The 15,770-nt window shown below is 45.0% G+C and carries 16 protein-coding genes, 1 pseudogene and 1 riboswitch; of the genes and pseudogenes, 8 read left to right on the top strand and 9 right to left on the bottom strand.

Annotated features, from left to right (window positions below; all coding sequences use genetic code 11):
• Window positions 1-6: 6 nt before the first annotated feature.
• The 5 genes from NXV01_RS24270 to NXV01_RS24250 form a co-directional block, all read right to left on the bottom strand.
• A complete protein-coding gene (locus tag NXV01_RS24270) occupies window positions 7-999 on the bottom strand; it encodes a DUF4373 domain-containing protein (protein ID WP_259023328.1) in 993 nt (330 codons plus the stop codon).
• A gap of 33 nt (window positions 1,000-1,032) precedes the next feature.
• A complete protein-coding gene (locus tag NXV01_RS24265) occupies window positions 1,033-1,476 on the bottom strand; it encodes an N-acetylmuramoyl-L-alanine amidase (protein WP_117935304.1) in 444 nt (147 codons plus the stop codon).
• Window positions 1,473-2,216, bottom strand: a complete 744-nt coding sequence (locus NXV01_RS24260) for an NUMOD4 motif-containing HNH endonuclease (protein ID WP_259023327.1) — start codon at window positions 2,214-2,216, stop codon at window positions 1,473-1,475. Before NXV01_RS24260 ends, NXV01_RS24265 begins: the two co-directional genes overlap by 4 nt.
• Window positions 2,217-2,309: 93 nt before the next feature.
• On the bottom strand, window positions 2,310-2,540 hold the full coding sequence (locus NXV01_RS24255) for a hypothetical protein (protein WP_148365070.1): 231 nt from the start codon (window positions 2,538-2,540) through the stop codon (window positions 2,310-2,312).
• 2 nt (window positions 2,541-2,542) lie between these two features.
• A complete protein-coding gene (locus NXV01_RS24250; protein WP_148365069.1) occupies window positions 2,543-2,905 on the bottom strand; it encodes an SH3 beta-barrel fold-containing protein in 363 nt (120 codons plus the stop codon).
• Between the two features lie 219 nt (window positions 2,906-3,124).
• Here NXV01_RS24250 and NXV01_RS24245 point away from each other — a divergent pair, with 219 nt between their 5' ends.
• The 4 genes from NXV01_RS24245 (at window position 3,125) to NXV01_RS24230 (ending at window position 5,444) form a co-directional block, all read left to right on the top strand.
• Entirely contained in the window at window positions 3,125-3,475 is a 351-nt protein-coding gene (locus NXV01_RS24245; RefSeq protein ID WP_004321740.1) for a helix-turn-helix domain-containing protein, read from the top strand.
• Window positions 3,462-4,199 carry an ImmA/IrrE family metallo-endopeptidase gene (locus NXV01_RS24240; RefSeq protein ID WP_004321738.1) on the top strand — a complete coding sequence of 246 codons (738 nt, stop codon included), beginning with the start codon at window positions 3,462-3,464 and terminating at the stop codon, window positions 4,197-4,199. The genes NXV01_RS24245 and NXV01_RS24240 overlap by 14 nt, the downstream gene beginning before the upstream one ends.
• Window positions 4,162-4,686, top strand: coding sequence for a hypothetical protein (locus tag NXV01_RS24235; protein WP_234133010.1), 525 nt, complete (start codon window positions 4,162-4,164; stop codon window positions 4,684-4,686). The genes NXV01_RS24240 and NXV01_RS24235 overlap by 38 nt, the downstream gene beginning before the upstream one ends.
• Window positions 4,687-4,973: 287 nt before the next feature.
• A complete protein-coding gene (locus NXV01_RS24230; protein WP_148365066.1) occupies window positions 4,974-5,444 on the top strand; it encodes a hypothetical protein in 471 nt (156 codons plus the stop codon).
• A gap of 273 nt (window positions 5,445-5,717) precedes the next feature.
• Here the strand turns inward: NXV01_RS24230 and NXV01_RS24225 are convergent, their stop codons facing one another.
• A complete protein-coding gene (locus NXV01_RS24225; RefSeq protein ID WP_148365065.1) occupies window positions 5,718-5,969 on the bottom strand; it encodes a DUF4248 domain-containing protein in 252 nt (83 codons plus the stop codon).
• A gap of 250 nt (window positions 5,970-6,219) precedes the next feature.
• On the opposite strand from NXV01_RS24225, the gene NXV01_RS24220 reads away from it, so the two are divergent.
• From NXV01_RS24220 to NXV01_RS24205, 4 genes are all read left to right on the top strand, one after another.
• Window positions 6,220-6,732, top strand: a complete 513-nt coding sequence (locus tag NXV01_RS24220) for an HU family DNA-binding protein (protein WP_122136990.1) — start codon at window positions 6,220-6,222, stop codon at window positions 6,730-6,732.
• Window positions 6,733-7,505: 773 nt separating this feature from the next.
• A riboswitch (cobalamin riboswitch) is annotated at window positions 7,506-7,700 on the top strand.
• A gap of 42 nt (window positions 7,701-7,742) precedes the next feature.
• Window positions 7,743-10,136 carry an anaerobic ribonucleoside triphosphate reductase gene (locus NXV01_RS24215; protein WP_148365064.1) on the top strand — a complete coding sequence of 798 codons (2,394 nt, stop codon included), beginning with the start codon at window positions 7,743-7,745 and terminating at the stop codon, window positions 10,134-10,136.
• 77 nt (window positions 10,137-10,213) lie between these two features.
• A complete protein-coding gene (gene nrdG, locus NXV01_RS24210) occupies window positions 10,214-10,672 on the top strand; it encodes an anaerobic ribonucleoside-triphosphate reductase activating protein (RefSeq protein WP_148365063.1) in 459 nt (152 codons plus the stop codon).
• Between the two features lie 114 nt (window positions 10,673-10,786).
• Window positions 10,787-12,190, top strand: coding sequence for an MFS transporter (locus NXV01_RS24205; RefSeq protein WP_148365062.1), 1,404 nt, complete (start codon window positions 10,787-10,789; stop codon window positions 12,188-12,190).
• Window positions 12,191-12,291: 101 nt separating this feature from the next.
• Here the strand turns inward: NXV01_RS24205 and NXV01_RS24200 are convergent, their stop codons facing one another.
• The 3 genes and pseudogenes from NXV01_RS24200 to NXV01_RS24190 form a co-directional block, all read right to left on the bottom strand.
• The gene (locus NXV01_RS24200; protein ID WP_148365061.1) at window positions 12,292-13,380 is read right to left on the bottom strand and encodes a 2-aminoethylphosphonate--pyruvate transaminase; all 1,089 of its coding nucleotides are present in this window, start codon (window positions 13,378-13,380) and stop codon (window positions 12,292-12,294) included.
• A 73-nt stretch (window positions 13,381-13,453) separates the two neighbouring features.
• Window positions 13,454-14,240: pseudogene (gene phnX / locus NXV01_RS24195) on the bottom strand (phosphonoacetaldehyde hydrolase).
• A gap of 37 nt (window positions 14,241-14,277) precedes the next feature.
• Window positions 14,278-15,615, bottom strand: coding sequence for a DUF5690 family protein (locus NXV01_RS24190; protein ID WP_259023326.1), 1,338 nt, complete (start codon window positions 15,613-15,615; stop codon window positions 14,278-14,280).
• Between the last annotated feature and the right edge of the window lie 155 nt (window positions 15,616-15,770).

Raw genomic sequence — 15,770 nt, 5'->3', positions numbered from 1 at the left:
TCCGCTTTATCTTCCCCTGATTAGCTTTTTCAGTGTCCCGTTGTAGGTGTTTTCAAATTCCGTCGGATGATTGAGTGCCCAAAGAATGTAATCACCCGGTTCATTCTTTTTGAGTAGGGTAGGGCGGTATTGGGAACTGAGAATTTTCCATAAAATACCGCCGGGGCCTCCCAATTCTTTACGTCGGGCAAGGGCGACAATCGCTTTTACGGTCTGTTCGTTCCGGATGCCGATAGTTTGCATATTAAGTAGAAGTATAGCTTCCGAGCCTCCTCCCGCTTGCATCCCTTCCGAAACCGTTTCTTTTCCAATCGATTTATCCAAAGACAAACCCTCTACAACGACAGGCGAAGCCTGAAAAACGCTGTTTGACGGAACGGGCGGCATGCTCCTCTCATTCTCCTTTCCGTCTTTTCCTTCCCTCTCTGTCTCTATGTCTTTTTTTATTTCAGATTTGATTTCATTTTCCATATTCCTTTCCTGTTTACCTTTGATATCTGTATCCGTTTCTTCTTTTGTTTGTGGCATTGTTGTAGCAAATTCATGGGGTTTTGTAACATCTTTGCCGGAGTCATCCGTATTTTCCGGTTCTATTTCACTACTCTCCTCCTTGATAATCCAGAAATGTTCCAGGGGCAATTTATATTTTCTCCGGCTGTCGGTGATGATTTTATGATATTGTTCCTGAATCGCTTGTGAAGTCAGTACGCCATACTCCTTATATATAAGATCATCGAACAGCCCCACTGCCAGGCAATCATCAATGATGGCCTGCATTTCCTCCTCCCCGCAACACGCTTCCTGGGCGATGTCGAAAAGAGTGTCTTTGTTCCACAAAATATAATAACCTTTTTCTTTATAGATGAGGCAGAGCAGCGAAGTGAGTGCGGCAATCCCTGCCGCGTGGTGGCGACAGGAGATGCGGCGTACTTTTCTGTCCTGCAGAAAATTGACATCGAGGGGGAAATAATCTAATCCGGGTTTGGAAATACGGGCCATGATGATAAAATGCTGGTTGTAAATGGTTGATTATTACTGAATAAATTCTGCTTTTACATCGAAGCAGGGGCAGGATTTTATATACTCGTCAGGTGAGATAATGCCGTCTCCGTTGAGGTCAGGACTGGTGTCCCGATGCCCTATCACCTGCTTCAGAGAAGGGAAGACAAGGCGCAAATCTTCTACCAGCCGGACGAGCGCTTCACGTTGCGCTTCCGTTCGTGTGTCGGCAGGCCGGCCGTTCCTGTCCAATCCGCCAATGTAGCAGATACCGATAGACCGATGGTTCCAACCCGTGCAATGCGCTCCATCGAGAGCAACATCTCTTCCCGGTTCAATCGTACCGTCGAGACGGATGACGAAATGATAACCGATAGAACGGAAACCACGTTGACGATGCCAGCGGTCGATGTCGATAGCGGTAAAATCCTGTCCCGCACGAGTGGCGGAACAGTGGATGATGATCGTGTCTTTCATGGCAGAATCCTCCTTTCCTGTTTGCAGACGGCAGGTGAGATAACTCCGAACGCAATAGCCTCCTCTTTGGACAGTTGGCGGTAATATTGCTTTGTTACTGAATGGAGCACCGGAGAGAAGGGAGCATCCATCGGCGGCGTTGTTGTTTGATTAGGTATGGTGGGCCGATTAAGCACTGTAATCAGATCAGGCCTTGTCTGAACCATGATAAAAGCATCTCCCCGATGATGTTGCACACGCAAGGCATGTTGTTTCACGCGGTCCGGATGCTTTAGTTGGAGGATAAGCCAGTTTCGGTGCGCAGGCTTCAGACGTTCCTCTCTGACCATTTCTTTCATAGACGGGTAGGCACGCAATACTTTCCCCGTTGCATCCGTAACGGCGAAAGGTGTTTGATGAGATCCCACTCCCGTACGTCGTAATCCCGTCCGGATGGCGTGCATCATATTGGTGTATGCATCGCACCATTCGAGGTTTGACACGTGGTTGTTCATCGTATTGCCGTCGAGGTGGTTAATCTGTGGCAGCTGCTCCGGGTTGAGGATGAATGCTTTGGCAACCAAACGATGAATTTTGTATTCGATACAAACACCTTTATTCGGCAGTATGACAGTTTCGTAACCGGTCCCCATGATTTTGGCACAAAGGATCAACTTTGATCTGCCCTTGAAACTCAATACCCGTCCGTGATCTGAAATCATATAGTCGGGGTTTTCTTCAATAAATCTCCAATTTTCCATACTTGATATTGATAATGTTAATAAAATTATACTCTGTTAAAAAATAATCGTTTTTCTGAATCATGCGGGGAGAAACGGCGTTTCCTCCATCTGTTAAACGGCGTTTTCTGGTACGGAGAAACGCTGTGGTCTGTATGTGTTAAACGGCGTTTCTTCCTCCTCCTCCGTATGAGGTTCGAGCCGTTCGGCACAATGAATCAGAAACTCCAGTTCTTCCCGGCAGCCTTGAATAGCCTCATATAGCGAATCTACGTTATACTGCCTGCAAAGCGCCTCCCATTCTTTTCGTTCCTGTCCGTTCATTCCATTCTTTTGCAGATTCATTTTTACTTGTTGCTGTCTTGCCTGTTCGTTTCGATATCCAGAAAATTTTCAGCGTGAAAGGTGCGCCAGCCTTTGGCTTCGATGTCATAGTAGACAACGAACGTATTTTCCGGTTTGGGTAGATACGGACGGTGGAAACTATGTTCATATCCGGTGAGGGTACCGGTGGCGTGTCGGATGGTTCCATCCTGTTTGGTGTAGCGGAAACAGACATTTCCGTGATGCATCTGCCGGATGAGAGCTCCTATCCGGTGAGCCGTGACGAGTGCATCGTGCCGGTTCATACCGTTGTTTTGCCGGATGACGGCAGCTTGCTTCATTAGCTGTACTCGTTGGAAGGAATGATTTTTTTCAGTTTCAGTCATTTTGATTCGTTTTAATGATTTGATTATGGGGCAAAGATAGAGAGCAGGTAATGTAATAGCTGTCCAAGCGTGAACCATAAAAAGACGTTGAAACGATTGAGTCATGATTGAGTGCTATGTGAGAAAAAGTAAATGGCGGAAGATTAAACTTATCTGTGGCAAAACTTGTTTATTATTTATTTTAGAATTACTTTTGCCACAGAATAAAGGAGGTGACTAATGAAAACCATGAATCAGATTGTCGGAGAGAACTTGAAGAAAACCAGAGAATTATCCGGTTTTACGCAGGAGCAGGTAGCGAAATCTATCGGTGTGGAGCGGTCGGCTTATAGTAACTATGAAAGCGGTGTTCGTGAAGTGCCTTTTCATTTGTTAGAGAAGATTGCTGATTTGTTTGGCTGTGAAGCGTTTCTTCTGTTTGAAGATAATGTAGAAGCCGACAATGAGATTCTGGCTACTGCTTTTCGTATCTCCGATGTTGAAGAAGGGGATTTGAAAGAAATAGCCCATTTTAAAGATCTCGTGAAGTCTTACCTTAAAATGGAACGGATTGGAAATGGCTCCAAATAAATTCATCATAGAAAGACAAGTGGCGGAATTTCGCGCGGATAACGGATTGAGTGCTTCGGAAGCCATTAATCTGAAAAGTCTGTTGCTGAAATTGAATGTATTGACCATTTTCCGCCCTCTTTCCGATAACTTTTCGGGAATGTGCCTCAAAGACGGTTCCGGACATCGGTTCATGCTCGTGAATTCTTCCCATTCAAGAGGCAGGCAACATTTCACGATTGCCCACGAACTCTATCACTTGTATATTGAAAGTAAACCAACTCCGCACAAATGCAACCCTTGTAGTGGAAGTAAAGACCCCGTAGAACAGAGCGCCGATATGTTTGCTTCTTCTTTGCTGATGCCGGAGACAGGACTTTGTCAACTTATCCCGGAAAATGAATTGAAAACAAAAAAGATCTCATTGGCAACAGTGTTGAAATTGGAACATTACTTTTCTGTTTCCCGCTCTGCACTGCTTTACAGATTGCTGAATGTTGGTTTACTGACCAATGCTGCACGTCTTGCGCTGGCAGATGAACCGGTGAAACACTCGGCTTTGTGTTTCGGTTATGACACTGCATTATATGATCCGGCAAACGAAGGACTGGTAATCGGAGACTTTGGCGAAAAAGCCCGTTCACTTTTTGAACAGGAAAAAATATCAGAGGGGCATTATTGGGAGTTACTCCGCAAAATAAACACACATGCAACAGAAGAAGACGAAAATAATACTGGATGCTGACGTTATCATCCATTTTGTGAAAGCGGAAGCATTTTCTTTGTTGCCGGACATCTTTCCCGAATACGAATATGTTATTTTGGATGTGGTTTATAATGAAGTATCCAAAGATCACCGGACTAAAGCCCTGATTGATAATTATACTTCTTATTTTTCAAAGATAACGCAAGAACGTTTCTCCCCTACGGGAGCATCGCTGAAAGATTATTTCCAATTACTTAAAACGTTTGGACACGGTGAGAGTGCCTGCATGATTTATTGCAGAGACCACCGTGATGTGCTGGGTAGCAGTAATTTGAAGGATATAAAGGACTATTGTTTGCAGAACGGTATAACTTTTCTGACTACTCTTGATTTTCTATATTATGCTTTTTGCCGGAAGAAGCTTTCGGCAGAGGAATGTAACGAGTTTATTGCTAAGGTAATTGCTTCAGGGAGCAAGTTGCCGGAAGTTGATATTACCCGCTATAAATGTACAGTCGCTATTTGACATCGCTTTTCTATTCTCTTGATTTATTTTTAGTAATAGTTCAGGTATCTTTTCTTAGCGCAAATCACAGCTCTTGGAACGAGTGATTTCTTTCCTCTTTGGCAGATTTTATTTCATCTATTTTCTTGATAATAGTGGTAAGGTAGAAAATGGGTACCCCAAAACCTCTTTTTTGTGAAAATATGGATGAAAAATATAGAATGTGTCATGCTTGAACATAGATGTTAAAATAAGCATCTTACTTTTGTCGTGAAGTTTAAAGATGAATATTAAATAAAATGTAAAAAATGACTAAGGTAGAAAGAAAAGTGATTTTTAACAGTGAAAATGGTCAGAAAGAAATGGCCGGTGTACGTCACAGCGACGATGATGTTAAAAAGAAAGTGATTGATTGTGTTTTTAAGTTGGGGCAACTGAATAATATTTCAGAAAAATATGTTGAAAAGAATTCGGATTGTTCGCGTTCGTCCGTGGGGCGTGTGTACAGGTGTAATTTCGACGGTCGGAGCCCTATACCCAATTGGACAACTATCTTTAATTTTTTCTCCTGTGTGATTGGAAGGGCAACGATTATTCCCAATATTCCGGAGGTGTTGTGCTGGATTCTGAAGCTTTTTCTAGGAGATTCTGCGGATGTAGGCTATACAGTTGATGATGATCATCATATTCGTATTGATATTCAGTTTAATGACGATAAAACATTGCTTCCGGAGACTGGTGAAAAGGAAGGAAAGGTGAAGAAAAAAGATGGAGAATAGAGGAAAACGGGGGGGCAGTCGATTTGATGAAGCCGTCGGGAGGAAGTACTCCGGAATGATATAATCCTTTTCTCATCTAATGGGCGGACATTTCACTACAGATTATCTTGGATTCTTTATAACAGCAATCAGCAAGTTATAATTTGATTCGCGTGATCTGTGATGAAATGTCCGCTTTGTTTGGTCTTGCCTTATTTATCTTTGCCTTGTTTTTGGCTTGTTTTTGCCTTGTTTTGTCTTTGGCCGAATGATTTTCCTTATAAAAGAGTCGTTTCAAGGTTCTCCTAAAAACTTGAAGAATAGTCCTACTTGTGCCGGAGTGAGCAGGATGGCTTTTTCGCTATATCCGGTTTGGGCGAGTGCGGCTTGCAGTGCGGTATTCTTGGCAATCCAACTACGGAGGGTGCGTCGTGCCGAGGCGGACTGTATGTGAGGCAGGTAAAGTCCGGCCAGCTGGCTTTTGCTATAGGATTGTATGCGGGTACGGCTTTCTGTTTCTGCTTTTGGAGTTGTTTCTGTTTTCATATTGACTGTTTTTTAGAGGTTTATTTTGTATGAACTCATACAAAGGTACGCCTTTTTATGCCGGTTGGTTCTGTTTTGTACAGAAGCCTTTGCAGGCATGAATCGTGTCAATTTGTGCTTGTCTGTTCTCTCTTGCGACGGGTTGTAACATCGTGTTTCCCTGCTTTCTTCTCTTCGTGTACTTTTGTCTTCGTAATCGGTTACAGACAGTAGTTATTTATTTATCAATCAAAAAAGAAAGGAAAATAGTATGCCATTAATTTACAAACCTTATCAGGCAACACTTGCCAACAAGGAAGGACAGAAACTTTATTATCCCCGTCTGGTGAAATTCGGGAAAATGGTCAATACGCAGAAAATGGCGGAATTGATTGCAGAAAAAGCCTCGCTGACGGCGGGTGATGTTCATAACGTGATTCGTAACCTGATGTCGGTGATGCGTGAACAGTTGCTCAACAGTCGCACGGTGCGCCTCGAAGGCTTGGGGACATTTACTATGATTGCCAAAGCAGGAGGAAAAGGAGTGGAGTTGGAGAGTAAGGTCAGCAGTTCGCAGATCACTTCATTGCGTTGTCAGTTTACCCCTGAATACACCCGTGCCGCTAACGGAAGTGCTACCCGCGCATTGACCACTGGAGTGGAATTTGTGCACATCAAGGATGTAGCGGGTTCGTTTGTTGCCGACGACGTCATTGACAAAGACCCGGATGACGGCAACGAACCTGGTGGCGGAGGAGGCGAAGCTCCGGATCCGGCCGCTTAACCGAATTTGTTTATACAATAATTTAGGCACGGATTACACGGATTTCACGGTCTTTAGTGTTGTCATTGCTGCAAAGTAGCCGTGTTAATCTGTGTAATCCGTGCCTGGAAAAAGATAGTAATTAATTAGTGACAGGTATTTAAAACGGATTATTAACCTTTAAAAGAAAACGGATGAGATTATTATTGGAAAAGTTGCTGGATATTCTTGAAGCAGTTTTGCGTTTCCGCCACCGGAGAAACGGTAAGGTAGAAAAGGACTAGCCAGATAGAAAAGGACTAGCCAGATAGAAAAGAGTTGGCGTATCTGAAAAAGGTATGAAACCGAATAGCGTAAATATGTAAGACGTGTCGCCCGCACGTAGCTCGCGTAACAGGTAAAAACGTGTAGCCATTCATAGAGTAAACGTAAGGTTAAGGAATAAGTGAAAAGCTGTCTCGAATGAACGAGGCAGCTTTTCTTTTTTTCGTATTCCGAAAATCCTTTTTCGGAAACATAGTGAAAAAGAAAAAATCAGTAGTAATTTTTAAAAGGCAGAAATATTTCTTTGATTTTGTATAGAACAAAAGAAAATAATTTCCCACTTTTGTAGCTGCAATAGGGGATAGGTGTCCTGTGAGATGTCTGTTTTCCGGAAAAAAGATGAATGAAAACAGAATACTTCTTGCGTTAAAATCAGAAAAAAGTTTTCCGTTTTGGAAAACTTTCTATATCAGCGAGAAAGAAAAGTTTCCCAAAATTTAATGTTAAAAGCTAACCAAGCTATTAGATAATCTTCTATCTTTGTATCCGGTTTCGGAGCTAAAAGAGGTTTAGTCAATGAGGGAACGCTGTGTGAATCGGCGACAGTACCCGCTGCTGTAATTCTCTAAGAATCCGCACAATATGCCACTGCATCGACATCGGTGTGGGAAGGTGTTGCGAGGGAGAGATAAGTCAGAAGACCTGCCGGAATTTTTTAATTTTCAATTTTCAATTTTTAATTTAATAAGCTTTCGGGAGTTAAAGTTATGAACTACGCGGAAATTTGTATCATCAAACGTGATGGTAAAAGAGAAGATTTCTCTATCAGTAAGATTAAGAATGCAATCAGTAAGGCATTCAGTGCAACCGGTTTTCAGGATGAGCAGCAGTTGGTGGCTGACATCACTATGAACGTAATCAGTCAGTTTACAACTCCTACTATTACCGTAGAAGAGATTCAGGATTTAGTAGAAAAGTCGTTGATGAAAGTACGCCCGGAAGTAGCGAAGAAATATATTATTTATCGCGAATGGCGGAATACGGAGCGCGATAAGAAAACCCAGATGAAGCAAGTGATGGACGGCATCGTTGCTATCGACAAGAACGATGTCAACTTGAGCAATGCCAACATGAGCAGTCACACGCCTGCCGGCCAGATGATGACGTTCGCTTCCGAAGTAACCAAAGATTATACGTATAAATACTTGTTGCCGAAACGTTTTGCCGAAGCACACCAGTTGGGAGATATTCACATCCACGACTTGGACTATTATCCGACAAAGACGACAACCTGTATCCAATATGATATGGACGACCTCTTTGAACGCGGTTTCCGCACAAAGAACGGCAGTATCCGTACCCCGCAAAGCATCCAGAGTTATGCTACGCTGGCTACCATTATCTTCCAGACGAACCAGAATGAGCAACACGGCGGACAGGCAATTCCTGCTTTCGATTTCTTCATGGCAAAAGGTGTGGCCAAATCTTTCCGCAAGCATCTGGCATCGTTCATCAATTTCTATGTCGCCATGGAAAACGGACATCAGGCCGATGAGAAATCCATTCGCACATTGATTAAAGAATATCTTCCGTCTATCAAGTCCACCGAAGCCGAACGCGAAACATTGCGCATCGCTTTAGTGGCTTTACAAATCATTATAGACAAGGAACACCTTGCCCGTATCGTTGAGAAAGCTTATCAGCAGACCCGCAAAGATACCCATCAGGCAATGGAAGGATTTATCCACAACCTCAACACGATGCATTCACGTGGCGGTAATCAGGTGGTATTCAGCTCCATCAACTACGGTACGGACACTTCTGCCGAAGGTCGCATGGTGATCGAAGAATTGCTGAAAGCTACCATTGAAGGATTGGGCACAAGAGGCGAAGTGCCTGTATTTCCGATCCAGATTTTCAAGGTGAAAGACGGAGTTTCTTACTCGGAGAAAGACTTTGAGAAAGCAATGAAAGCGGAAAACATCGAAGAGGCAATGACCGACCGTTACGAAGCTCCCAACTTCGACTTGCTGTTGAAGGCTTGCCAGACTACGGCGAAAGCGCTGTTCCCTAACTTCATGTTCCTCGACGCACCTTTCAACCAAAACGAGAAATGGAAAGCGGACGATCCGAAACGTTACATCTACGAATTGGCGACGATGGGTTGCCGTACCCGTGTTTTTGAAAACGTGGCAGGAGAAAAATCTTCTTTAGGCCGTGGCAATCTTTCATTCACTACGCTGAATATGCCGAGACTGGCTATCGAAGCCCGCATCAAGGCGGAAAACCTGATAGAGGATGAACGCAACAAGGATGCCATTGAACAGAAGGCAAAAGAAATTTTCATCGAATCCGTACATACTATGTCGGTTCTTGTAGCCGATCAGCTTTACGAGCGTTATCAGTATCAGCGTACGGCCCTGGCACGTCAGTTCCCGTTCATGATGGGAAATAATGTGTGGAAAGGCGGCGGGGATTTGAACCCGAACGAACAGGTGGGTGACGCATTGCGCAGCGGTACGCTGGGAATCGGATTTATCGGCGGACACAATGCGATGGTGGCTCTCTACGGCCAAGGTCACGGACACAACCAGAAAGCATGGGACACGTTGTATGAAGCTGTGATGGAAATGAATAAAGTGGTAAACGAATATAAAGAGAAATATAACCTGAACTACTCTGTTCTGGCTACTCCTGCCGAAGGACTTTCGGGACGCTTCACTAAAATGGATCGTCGGAAATATGGAAAAATCCCCGGAGTGACAGACCGCGACTATTATGTCAACTCTTTCCACGTAGACGTGAAAGAACCGATCAGCATCGTTGAGAAAATCAAGTGTGAAGCTCCGTTCCACGCCATTACGCGCGGTGGACATATCACATATGTAGAGCTGGACGGTGAAGCACAGAAGAATGTACGTGCCATCGCCAAGATTGTGAAAGTGATGCACGACGAGGGGATCGGCTACGGCTCTATCAACCACCCGGTAGATACTTGCCATAACTGTGGTTACAAGGGGGTTATCTTCGATAAATGTCCGGTGTGCCAGAGTGAAAGCATCCTTCGTATGCGCCGTATAACCGGTTACCTGACAGGCGATTTAAGTTCTTGGAACTCTGCCAAGCGGGCAGAAGAACAAGACCGCGTAAAACACCTGTAAGGAGTTGAAAATGGCCTCACTAATAGGCTTCTATCTTTAATTTTTTAATTTTCAACTTTCAATTTTCAATTTAAGAAGTGAATTTATTAGGAACTTATCCTGAAACGATTGTTGATGGTGAAGGCATCCGGTACTCTATTTATCTTGCCGGATGTTCCCATCACTGTCCCGGTTGCCACAACCCGGAGAGCTGGAATCCGGGGGCGGGGGAGGAACTGACGGAAGAAAAAATACAGTCCATCATCCGTGAAATCAAGGCAAATCCTTTGCTGGACGGTGTTACTTTTTCCGGTGGTGATCCGTTCTTCCGTCCGGAGGAGTTTCTGCCTTTACTGAAACGGGTGAAAGAGGAGACGGGGATGAATGTGTGGTGCTATACAGGATATAGCTACGAAGAAATCAAGGCACACCCCCGCTTGAGCGCTGCCCTTGATTATATAGACGTATTGGTGGACGGACGCTTCGAGCAGGCTCTTTTCTCTCCGTATCTGGAATTCAGGGGAAGCAGCAATCAACGGATCTTGAAACTGAAATAAACTGCACTAAAAAAACTTATTTTTCAAAGGAAACAAAAACACCTCTGTCATTGTTTTGTTTACCTTTACAAATCCCTCCGGGAGGAACGACTACACTTACAAGAATAAGTTTTTATGGTACAATCAATAAATCCAACTCAAAAAATAGAGGAAACTGATGGATTGCCGATGCCTAAACGGATTTGGGCAGTGGTGTCCGTCGGATTCGCTCTTTGTATGTCGGTATTGGATATTAACATCGTCAATATCGTACTACCCACGCTTTCGCATGATTTTGGGACTTCTCCCGCAGTAACAACCTGGATTATCAACGGCTATCAGTTGGCCATCGTCATATCGCTATTGTCTTTTTCCGCTTTAGGTGAAATCATCGGTTACCGGAAAGTCTTTCTTTCGGGTATCGGGCTGTTTTGCATCACTTCATTGATCTGTGCCTTGTCCGATTCGTTTTGGACGCTAACCGTCGCCCGTATTTTTCAGGGGTTCAGTGCTTCTGCCATCACCAGCGTGAATACGGCACAGCTACGTTATATCTATCCGAAGAGCCAGATTGGGCGGGGAATGGGGATTAATGCGATGGTTGTTGCCATATCGGCTGCCGCCGGACCTTCTGTGGCGAGCGGTATTCTTTCTATTGCCAGCTGGCACTGGTTATTTGCTATTAATGTTCCGTTGGGACTTACCGCATTGTTTCTCGGCATCAAACATCTGCCAAGGCAGGAGGAACGTTCGAAACGCAAGTTTGATTATATCAGCGCCATAGCGAATGCGGTAACCTTCGGTCTGCTTATATATACGCTGGACGGATTCGCCCATCACGAGGAAATGGATTTTCTTTTCATCCAACTGGTTGTATTGGCAGTAGTCGGCACGTACTATGTGCGCCGACAACTGGCGCAGACTACCCCGTTACTACCACTCGACCTGTTACGGATTCCGATTTTCCGGTTATCCATCCTGACTTCCATTTGTTCCTTTATCGCTCAAATGTCGGCAATGGTTTCCCTGCCCTTTTTCCTGCAGAACACTTTAGGACACAGTGAGGTGATGACCGGACTTTTGCTTACTCCGTGGCCGTTGGCTACGTTGGTCACGGCTCCATTGGCAGGGTATCTCGTGGAGCGTATTCACCCCGGTATCTTGGGAAGTATCGGGATGGCTCTGTTTGCCATCGGACTTTTCTCGCTTTCCAGCCTGACTGCCGAATCATCTGATATAAGTATTATCCTGCGTTTGATGTTATGCGGTGCGGGCTTCGGATTGTTTCAGACGCCGAACAATAGCACGATTATTTCTTCCGCTCCTACGCAGCGTTCGGGAGGGGCCAGTGGGATGCTGGGAATGGCCCGCCTGTTGGGGCAGACCACCGGAACAACATTGGTTGCATTGCTTTTCAGCTTTGTCACTCATAGCCGGAGCACGGCTGTTTGCCTGATGGTGGGGAGTGGGTTTGCCGTTGTGGCAGCCATCGTCAGTAGCTTGAGGCTATCGCAGCCTTCCACCCTGAAAAGAAAATAATGAAGTCCTGAAAGAGGATTAAGTCTTTCAGAACTTCGCAGGAACATCATACAACATATTAGTAAGTAATCATTCAAGATGAACTTGAAAGATTTGACTTTCTAGTATTTCGTTTCCCGTATGACTTCTACCAGACGGCGGAAGTCTTCCGGATGCACATCACCGATGTTGCCGATACGGAAGGTATCTGCTTTTGAAATCTTTCCCGGGTAAATCACGAATCCTTTATTTTTCAGTGCATAATAGAATGTTTTGAAGTCGAATCCTTCATGCGGATAAAGGAAAGAAGTGATGATAGGCGACTGGATGTCATCTTCGAGTAATGTTGTGAATCCGAGTGCACGCATACCTTCCACCAAAATACGGTGATTTTCGCAGTAACGTTGGTAACGTGCTTCTACGCCTCCTTCTTCAATCAATTCCGTCAGGGCTTGTTTGAAAGCACGGACAACATGTGTCGGTGAAGTGAAGCGCCATTTTCCGTGTCCCTTTTCCATTGTTTCCCATTGGTCGTAGATGTCCAGAGAAAGAGAGCGTGCCACTCCTTTGCAATGGTTTAATTCCGAACGGCGGGCGATGATGAATCCGAATCCCGGTACACCCTGAATACACTTGTTGGAACTGCTGATCAGGAAGTCGATACCGAGTTCGTTTACATCTAAGGGGATACCTCCGAAGCTGCTCATACAGTCTACAATCAGCTTTTTACCGTGCATCTTGACGATGTGGGATAGTTCTTTGATCGGATTCAGGATACCGGTCGTTGTTTCGCAATGAACGAAAGCGACATGTGTGATATCGGAATTATTGCTAAGATAATCGTCTACATATTCAACTGATACCTGCTCTGTTTCTTCAAAAGCCAGCATGTCGTAGTCGAGGTGGTAATATTCTGCAATGTTGCCCATACGGTCGCCATAGGCTCCGTTGCTACAAATCAGGAGTTTGTCTTTCGGGGTGATGGTGGCGCCCAAAACGGCTTCCACGCAATAGGTTCCGCTTCCCTGTAAAAGGATGGAGGTGTATTCTTCCGGTTTTTTAGTGGCGATGTTAACCAGGTCTTTGCGGAGTTCCTGAACGATGCCGAGGTTGTAGTCTTCGTCCCACGTACACCAGTCGGTCATCATGGCTTCTTTTACTGTTTCAGAGGTGGTTAGAGGTCCGGGAGTTAATAACAAATATGGTTTCATAATGATGTTTTCTTTAGAAATGAATAAATAAATGATTTTGTTTTTTTCTGATTGTTGGGTGCGGGCGTGAATGTTAGTTGCCGGCGTTGATCGTTTCAATCAGTGCGGGAAGTTCTTCGATAGTGCGTATCACGTAAGAAGCTCCTGCGGCAAGCATGCGCTCTTTGACGTCTGCGATGCGGGCTTCGAGTTCGGAGGCAGGCATTGATTTTGTCTCTGCTTCGGTAAGTGCCATCTCATTGCTGCCGAGAATCACGCCTACACTATACACTTTCGCGTTCACTCCTTCGCGGATATCGGCAATCGTGTCGCCTACTTTTATAACGGTGTCGAGGCTGGGAACTGCTAATTTCGTCAGGTTCTCAAAAATCATGTAAGGAGCGGGACGTCCGGCGGGAAGCAGGTTGGGAGTGGCGCAATAATCCACGTGGTATCCTTTTGCCTGTGCGGCGGGGAGGACTACATCCATCATTTCGCGGGTATAGCCGGTGGTCGATCCTATTTTAATACCTGCGGCACGTAACTTCTCCAAAGTCGGGATTACTCCCGGAATAGGGTCTGTGTAGTTTTCGAGAGAGGCGAAGAGATGCTTCTCGAAAAGGCGGTTCAGTTCTACCACGTCTTCTTCCGTCCAGGCGCGTTGGTAACGGGCGGTAAACTGTTCGTTCACGTCAGACATGGAAAGTAGTTCGCGGATGTGTTGAATCTTGGGTAGTCCCATTGGTTTGCGGGTCTGTACAACATCGATCACCAGTCCTTTTTCGGCGAATGCTTCGATAAAAGCAGCTACGGGGGGCAAAACATCCATAGTCAACGGCTGTACCAGCCCAGTCCATAATAATACATTCAATCTTTTTCATTCTTGTTTCTATATAATATTGGTTTATTCGTCGGAAATTAATAAGAAGCGAGGGAGGGGACGGGGCAGGATTCGTTCCCGCGTATTTCACCCTGTTTCCCTTTTCTGTATTTTTGTGTCAGATAAATCATTGCTAAGGTAAATGCGAAGGTGCAGACGATTCCTACTGTCCCTGCCATTGTATTGTAGAACTCCAGCCAGTTCAAATCCGGGTTGAAACATTCTTTCACTACCAATACCACCACTGTGCCTGTGTAGCCGATAGAGTCGACCATCGCTATGAAGAAACCTACATTTCCCTTGATGCGGAAACAGGCGATGAAGCGGTCGAAGAAAATGGTTTGAAAGCTCAAGTAGGAAAAATAGAGGCAGAGGCTCTGGATAAATAACCAAACGAGCGGAGAAAGTTGCAGGGTATGATAGTTGAATGCTACAGTGCTAAGTGTGATTGCTCCGGCAATGACAAGGGTTAATAGGACGGAAAGTACTTTGATATGGCTTTTTATTACTGCCAGAGTGGCGAAAATGGCCAGGATAATCAGTGTGACCACGCCGTCCACTTTGGCGAATACCCACGGGGAAAGTCCGGCGGCATTGACGTCTATGATTTTCACCAGAAAGTCTTCCTTGACATCTTGTAAAACGGTGAGAAAGAGGTTGGCGAAGAAAAGCAGTGTCAATACGGGAGCAAAGCTGCGGAACAGGTTCCAACGTTGTTGCTTGTCGAGGGTGACACGTTCCACACGCAGCGCTTTGTCTTCGGCAGTCGGTTTGGGCAGGTGATCGAGGATATAGCCCAGTCCTGCCAGCAGGGGCAATGCTACCGCACCGATCAGTGCAGGCATCCAGAACTCACTGACGTGCAGGGTGTCGACAACGAAAAGTCCGATGGATTTGGCTGTGCCGCTACTGACTGCGATACTGAGTCCGAAGAGGGAAGCGAGCAGATCCGTCACCCGGCGTCCTTCGAGGAAACTGAAGATGACTCCCCACATACAGCCAAGTGACAGTCCGTTGAAGAACAACGCCAATACATTGAACGGGCGGGGCAGGCATCCGAAAAGAACCAAAGAGAGTTCGGCCACTAAAATAGAAACAAGAATGAATTTCAGGCGGCCTTCTCTCTTCAGTTCGGAAATAAGTTTGATCCCGATAAACTTGGATACCATATATCCGAATATCTGGATGATGCTGGTGGCTATCTTATAGTCCATACCAAATAGTTCCATGCCGTCGAATGTGGCGGCGGTGAACGGTTTGCGTAGTGCGTAGACTAATGAATAGGACAGCAGTGCCGCTCCTCTCGCATAAAGGATAAAGAGTAAATCGGAAAGTTTCTTTTGGGCCGAAGGCGACAGTTTTTCTTTGAAATTCATAATGCTATTTTTTTTGTTTCCGGTGCAAAAGTAGGGTGCCGGAACGAGTGAAAAAATGAATTTCAATGAATCATATTGTATATATGTGCCTTTCTGTGTACTGAAATATTAATGTAATATTCATGCAATACAAACATAATACTTTAGTCATTCCT

Origin of the sequence: Bacteroides sp. BFG-606 (assembly GCF_024788145.1) — a bacterium.
GTDB classification, from domain to species: Bacteria; Bacteroidota; Bacteroidia; order Bacteroidales; family Bacteroidaceae; genus Bacteroides; species Bacteroides vicugnae.
Note: the sequence above shows the minus strand (reverse complement) of the source record. Positions and strands in the feature narration are given on the sequence as shown.

Excerpts from the sequence above, each read along its gene's own strand:
- NXV01_RS24260 (WP_259023327.1), bottom strand. The coding sequence starts at position 2,216 with ATGGAAAATTGGAGATTTATTGAAGAAAACCCCGACTATATGATTTCA.
- NXV01_RS24215 (WP_148365064.1), top strand. The coding sequence starts at position 7,743 with ATGAACTACGCGGAAATTTGTATCATCAAACGTGATGGTAAAAGAGAA.
- NXV01_RS24250 (WP_148365069.1), bottom strand. The coding sequence starts at position 2,905 with ATGACTGAAACTGAAAAAAATCATTCCTTCCAACGAGTACAGCTAATG.
- NXV01_RS24265 (WP_117935304.1), bottom strand. The coding sequence starts at position 1,476 with ATGAAAGACACGATCATCATCCACTGTTCCGCCACTCGTGCGGGACAG.
- NXV01_RS24200 (WP_148365061.1), bottom strand. The coding sequence starts at position 13,380 with ATGAAACCATATTTGTTATTAACTCCCGGACCTCTAACCACCTCTGAA.
- NXV01_RS24270 (WP_259023328.1), bottom strand. The coding sequence starts at position 999 with ATGGCCCGTATTTCCAAACCCGGATTAGATTATTTCCCCCTCGATGTC.
- NXV01_RS24205 (WP_148365062.1), top strand. The coding sequence starts at position 10,787 with ATGGTACAATCAATAAATCCAACTCAAAAAATAGAGGAAACTGATGGA.
- NXV01_RS24245 (WP_004321740.1), top strand. The coding sequence starts at position 3,125 with ATGAAAACCATGAATCAGATTGTCGGAGAGAACTTGAAGAAAACCAGA.
- NXV01_RS24235 (WP_234133010.1), top strand. The coding sequence starts at position 4,162 with ATGCAACAGAAGAAGACGAAAATAATACTGGATGCTGACGTTATCATC.
- NXV01_RS24220 (WP_122136990.1), top strand. The coding sequence starts at position 6,220 with ATGCCATTAATTTACAAACCTTATCAGGCAACACTTGCCAACAAGGAA.
- NXV01_RS24190 (WP_259023326.1), bottom strand. The coding sequence starts at position 15,615 with ATGAATTTCAAAGAAAAACTGTCGCCTTCGGCCCAAAAGAAACTTTCC.
- NXV01_RS24230 (WP_148365066.1), top strand. The coding sequence starts at position 4,974 with ATGACTAAGGTAGAAAGAAAAGTGATTTTTAACAGTGAAAATGGTCAG.
- NXV01_RS24225 (WP_148365065.1), bottom strand. The coding sequence starts at position 5,969 with ATGAAAACAGAAACAACTCCAAAAGCAGAAACAGAAAGCCGTACCCGC.
- NXV01_RS24240 (WP_004321738.1), top strand. The coding sequence starts at position 3,462 with ATGGCTCCAAATAAATTCATCATAGAAAGACAAGTGGCGGAATTTCGC.
- NXV01_RS24255 (WP_148365070.1), bottom strand. The coding sequence starts at position 2,540 with ATGAATCTGCAAAAGAATGGAATGAACGGACAGGAACGAAAAGAATGG.